Raw genomic sequence first — 4212 nt, 5'->3', positions numbered from 1 at the left:
GATACCATCTAATTGAGCAAGTGTTTTCTTTTTCATCAATATTTCCTTTTCATTAAAAATTAATATTATACATTAATTTTGTTTAATATTTTCTTTTATATCAAACTAAAATACACACACAGAAAACTTTTTTAATCTATAATTCGATTATTTCTCTTCAAATCCTTCTGCGACTGCATCTGCAAAGTTCTCTTCTACGATGCTTGCACAGTGGTCACAGATAACTGCGTGGTAGCTGCGTTCTGCTGTTGTTGGGTCGATACGACGGCAACGGTCACATACTTGGCCTGCAGCTCGTTCAACAGTGAAGGCTACATCTTCGAAGCTAACGGCAGTTTCTGGAGCTGGTCCTTCTGCGATGGTCAAGTCTGACACGATCAAAAGTTGAGCTACATTGCTGTTTACTGCTTCGAGTAGAGTTTTCACAACTTCGTTTGGATAAACTGTCAAGTGTGCTTCAAGCGATTTCCCGATAACTTTTGCATTACGAGCTTCTTCCAAAGCTTTTTGAGCTTGTCCACGGAAGTCCATGAAGGCAGCCCATGTGTCCAAGATTTCTTCTTGATTAGCAAATGTCTCTGCTTCTGGCAATTCTGACAATTGAACAAAATCTTCTGCTTCAAACTCAAGGTATGACCAGATTTCCTCTGCTGTGTGAGGAAGGATTGGAGTCAAGAGTTTGGTGATTTTCACAAGAATGTCATAGAAAACAGTCTGCATCTGACGGCGTTCCAATGATTTAGTACCTTCGATGTAGACAACATCTTTAGCAAAATCAAGGTAGAAGGCTGACAAATCAACGTTGATAAAGTTCACCAAGGCCTTGTAGATTGTCAAGAATTCAAAGTTTGCATAAGCATCACGAATGGTCTTGACAAGCTGGTTAAAGCGAATAGTCATGTACTTATCAACTGAGCGAAGCTCATCGTAAGCTACTGAATCTTGACTTGGGTAAAAGTCAGATGTATTGGCAATCAAGAAACGAAGGGTGTTACGAATCTTACGGTAAGTTTCAGAGACTTGGCTCAAGATATCCATAGAGATACGCACGTCGTTGCTTGAGTCAACACTTGTTACCCAAAGACGCAAGATTTCAGCACCGAATTGTTTTTCAACATCGCTTGGAGCAATGGTATTTCCAAGAGATTTAGACATCTTCTCACCTTTACCGTCAAGGGCAAATCCTTGTGACAGAATTTGTTTGTAAGGTGCTACACCATGGTTGGCAACAGATGTGATGAGTGAAGAGTTGAACCAACCACGGTATTGGTCAGAGCCTTCTAGGTAAAGGTCTGCTGGGTAAGTCAACTCAGGACGATTTACTACGACTCCATTCCATGATGAACCTGAGTCAAACCAAACGTCCATGATATCAGTTTCTTTTTTGAACTCGCCATTTGGTGAACCTGGATGAGTAAATCCTTCTGGTAAGAGGTCCTTAGCATCACGTTCCCACCAAATGCTTGAACCATGTTCCTCAAAGAGTTGAGCCACATGTTCAATAGTTTCAGCTGTCATGATCGCTGTACCATCTTCAGCGTAGAAGATAGGAAGTGGAACACCCCAAGCACGTTGACGAGAGATAACCCAGTCACCACGGTCACGAATCATGTTGTAAAGACGGACTTTACCCCATTCTGAGTGGAATTTTACTTTTTCAATTTCATCCAAGATTTCTTGACGGAATTTTGATACAGAAGCAAACCATTGTGGAACTGCACGCCAGATGATTGGTTTCTTCGTACGCCAGTCAAATGGATATGAGTGAGAGATTTCTTCTTGAGCAAGGAGGAGGCTACCAAGTTTTTCGATGACAGTTGGAACTACCTTTTCATAGAATTGACCTTCAAACTCAGGACCAGCATTCTTCATCATGATACCACGTTCGTCAACAGTCACTGCGACTTCAAGACCATTAGCAATACCAACATTGTAGTCATCCTCACCAAAACCAGGGGCTGTATGGACAATACCTGTACCAGAGTCAGTTGTAACGTGGTCACCAAGGATAACGAGCTCATCTACAGCTGTATCCCATGGATGTTCTGTTACGATGTGGTTGAGTTCTTGACCACGGTAAGTTGCCAACACTTGAACATCAACCCAGCCAAATTTCTCAGACAAGCTAGTCAATAATTCTGCAGCAACCACAAACTTGCGATCTTCACCAGCAGGTTGAACCAAAACGTAATCAATATCTGCACCAACAGTCAAACCACGAGAAGCTGTGATGGTGAATGGAGTTGTTGTCCAGACTACGATATAAGTATCTGTATCTAGAACACCTTTTCCGTCTTTTACCTTGTTGGCATAGTAAAGAGAAGTTGAAACCAAGTCATGGTATTCAATCTCTGCTTCAGCAAGGGCTGACTCGGATGACCAAGACCAGTAAACTGGTTTTGCACCACGGTAGATATAACCTTTATTAGCCATTTCACCAAAGACACGGATTTGGGCTGCTTCATAATCAGGAGTCAAAGTCACATATGGATTTTCCCAGTCACCAGAAACACCCAAACGTTTAAAGTCTTCACGTTGTTTATCTACTTGAGAAAGAGCATATTCACGGCAAAGTTTCAAGTACTCAACCAAGTCCATTTCTTTACGTTTGACACCTTGTTTTGCCAAAACTTGCTCGATTGGCAGACCATGAGTATCCCAACCTGGGATAAATGGTGCGTAAAAACCTGACATAGATTTTGAGCGAACAATGATATCTTTTGAAATCTTGTTCATAGCATGTCCAACGTGGATATTTCCGTTAGCGTATGGAGGGCCATCATGCAAGGTGAAATGAGGTTTTCCTTGGTTCAATTCTTGACGACGTTGGTAAAGTTTTGCATCTTCCCATTCCTTTTGCCAAACTGGCTCTTTGGTAGGAAGTCCTGCACGCATTGGGAAAGCTGTTTTCCCAAGATTAAGGGTATCTTTGAGTTTCATGGTATCTCCTTTATAAATAATAACAAATTAAAAACCACGACTGCCAAAAAGGACGAAAATCGTGGTACCACCTTTATTCGGAAAAAGATTTAGTCTTTCTCCCTCTTATCCCGTAACGTGGGGAACGTCAAATCTTACTAGCTTCAGACTTGAGTTTTTGAGAGGATAATCTTATCATTAGGGAATGCAGGACTCACACCATCTCCTGCTCGCTGGAAATATAAGGATAAGATATTGTTCTCAGAATATTTCTTATAAAATTGTAACGGATTCTTGCGGTGCTTCAAATCCTGGTGCTGAATCAAACGTTTCTGTAGCTGGTGTTGGTCCTGAATAATGGCTTGGAGCTACTTCTGGTTCTTCGTACATTGGACCAACTGGATGAGCAGGCTCTTCTTCAATTTGAGGACTCACTACAGGAGTTGGATTTTCCACTTCCTGTTTAGCCTGAGCTTCAAATTCAGCCAATTCTTTATTGGCTGCCTCAATACGAGCTTGTAACTCTGCCATTTCTGCTTGAGAGAACTGACGTGTCATATCAATTGGTTCTTCCTCAATTGGAGCTGGAATCGGTTCTCCAAGTACTTCACTAACCACTTCTTTAAAGGCTTCATCACTGGTTTGAAGATAAGTAGCTGTTGGACGGAGAATATCTTCCCAATCTGAAGATTCAACAATAGCCAACTGACTCTCAATTGTAGATTTGAGACGTTGGTGGAAGACACGGCTCTTGTTCTTCAATTCTTCTGTTTCAACAGCAACTTTCTTAGCATTGTCTGTTGCTTGACGAAGAATCTCGTTTGCCTTATATTTAGCTTCTTCCAACAAGCGTTGCGCATCTTGTTCTGCTTGGTGAACGATATTGTTTGAACGTTCATGTGCCGCTTGTTTCACTCGCTCAGCTGTGTCTTGGGCAATCAATACAGACTGGCTCAATGAATCTTTCATTTCGTCAAAGTAAGACAAACGCTCTTCTAAACTCTTAATACGCAAATCTTTATCATGATTCGCACGAACAAGATCTTCGTAATCACGAACCACAATATCTAAAAATTCATCGACTTCTTCTGGATCAAAACCTCTGAATCGAGTTCCAAAGGTCTTGTCCTTTATTTCTAATGATGTAATTGGCATTCTATTCCTCACTTACTTAATAATAACTGGACGGTTATTTTTTTCTTCTCTTTTTTCGTTTGTCCCTTATCTTGAAGTAATCTCAAGCGACCAAATTTTCTCACACTAATCAAGTCTCCGACTTGAACAGTATAATCC

Annotated in this window: 2 protein-coding genes and 1 pseudogene; all 3 read right to left on the bottom strand. The window is 41.1% G+C overall.

What is annotated here, in order from left to right; all coding sequences use genetic code 11:
- Positions 1 to 147: 147 nt before the first annotated feature.
- On the bottom strand, positions 148 to 2940 hold the full coding sequence (gene ileS / locus QZ359_RS04465) for an isoleucine--tRNA ligase (RefSeq protein ID WP_293963032.1): 2793 nt from the start codon (positions 2938 to 2940) through the stop codon (positions 148 to 150).
- 252 nt (positions 2941 to 3192) lie between these two features.
- A complete protein-coding gene (locus tag QZ359_RS04460; RefSeq protein WP_153193129.1) occupies positions 3193 to 4074 on the bottom strand; it encodes a DivIVA domain-containing protein in 882 nt (293 codons plus the stop codon).
- Positions 4075 to 4082: 8 nt separating this feature from the next.
- Positions 4083 to 4212, bottom strand: a pseudogene (locus QZ359_RS04455) (RNA-binding protein); the annotation flags it as partial.

It is taken from the genome of Streptococcus sp. (assembly GCF_019414905.1).
Taxonomy (GTDB): Bacteria; Bacillota; Bacilli; order Lactobacillales; family Streptococcaceae; genus Streptococcus.
The sequence above is the reverse complement of the archived record's forward strand: the minus strand, read 5'-3'. Positions and strand labels throughout refer to the sequence as shown.

Bases quoted from the DNA above. Each gene is read 5' to 3' on its own strand.
- QZ359_RS04460 (WP_153193129.1), bottom strand. From the start codon at position 4,074: ATGCCAATTACATCATTAGAAATAAAGGACAAGACCTTTGGAACTCGA.
- ileS (WP_293963032.1), bottom strand. From the start codon at position 2,940: ATGAAACTCAAAGATACCCTTAATCTTGGGAAAACAGCTTTCCCAATG.